General features: G+C 44.4%; 2 tRNA genes and 1 rRNA gene. All 3 read right to left on the reverse strand.

Going from position 1 to position 1,179, the window contains the following annotated elements:
* Positions 1 to 402: 402 nt before the first annotated feature.
* Positions 403 to 478 (reverse strand) — tRNA-Ala (locus tag ACSLUO_RS17660).
* A gap of 123 nt (positions 479 to 601) precedes the next feature.
* A tRNA-Ile gene (locus ACSLUO_RS17665) sits at positions 602 to 678 on the reverse strand.
* Positions 679 to 774: 96 nt separating this feature from the next.
* Positions 775 to 1,179: ribosomal RNA gene (locus ACSLUO_RS17670) — 16S ribosomal RNA — on the reverse strand; the annotation flags it as partial.

Here is a 1,179-nt window from a genome sequence, read left to right on the forward strand (position 1 = left end):
CTAAACCACAGTAATTGTAAAGCCTGACATTTTCACGTACTCATCATTAACTTGCATTAATGTGGAGTATACTTGAATAAGAGTTTCGTCAGTTTTACCTAAACTATCCGAGGAGGATATTCCCAATAAAGGGGTTTAGTTAAACCTGACCAGCTCATGAGGATAAACGATAAGATTATCTCATTCGCTGTTGGTATTTATAAGTGATGCATTAGAACGCGCGACACGTCTTTTGCCTTATAAACACCGGGTATTTATATCAGCTTTCCAGATTGTTAAAGAACAATTTCTAGCACGCATTCGGCTAAAAATTTGGTTTAAAAAACCAAACGTAATTTATTTCTCATTACCGTAGTAACAAAGAATACCTTAGGTTTGGTTTCTTCTTTATTGAAGAAGTATTGGTGGAGCTAAGCAGGATCGAACTGCTGACCTCCTGCGTGCAAGGCAGGCGCTCTCCCAGCTGAGCTATAGCCCCTCTTTATACTCAAAGAGAGTGTACATGTAGTTACAACGCATTTAAGTGAGAGACAAGGCAAATTAATACGATGTGTGCGTAGCAGCACATGAGTGTTAATTTAACGCAGTATATCGCTTAAATTGGTAGGTCTGGGCAGACTTGAACTGCCGACCTCACCCTTATCAGGGGTGCGCTCTAACCAGCTGAGCTACAGACCTATATTATCCGTCCGAAGCTTACATGTTAGGACTTCTTCTAATTTCGTTATCATACAATTTGTGTGAACACTCAACATCAATGGTAATTCTTCAAGATAAGGAGGTGATCCAACCCCAGGTTCCCCTAGGGTTACCTTGTTACGACTTCACCCCAGTCATGAATCACAAAGTGGTGACCGTCCTCCCGAAGGTTAAACTAGCCACTTCTTTTGCAACCCACTCCCATGGTGTGACGGGCGGTGTGTACAAGGCCCGGGAACGTATTCACCGTAGCATTCTGATCTACGATTACTAGCGATTCCGACTTCATGGAGTCGAGTTGCAGACTCCAATCCGGACTACGACGTACTTTGTGTGATTCGCTCCACCTCGCGGTCTCGCTGCACTCTGTATACGCCATTGTAGCACGTGTGTAGCCCATCCCGTAAGGGCCATGATGACTTGACGTCGTCCCCACCTTCCTCCGGTTTATCACCGGCAGTCTCCTTAAAGTTCCCGCCA

This window comes from Thalassotalea agariperforans, assembly GCF_053470345.1.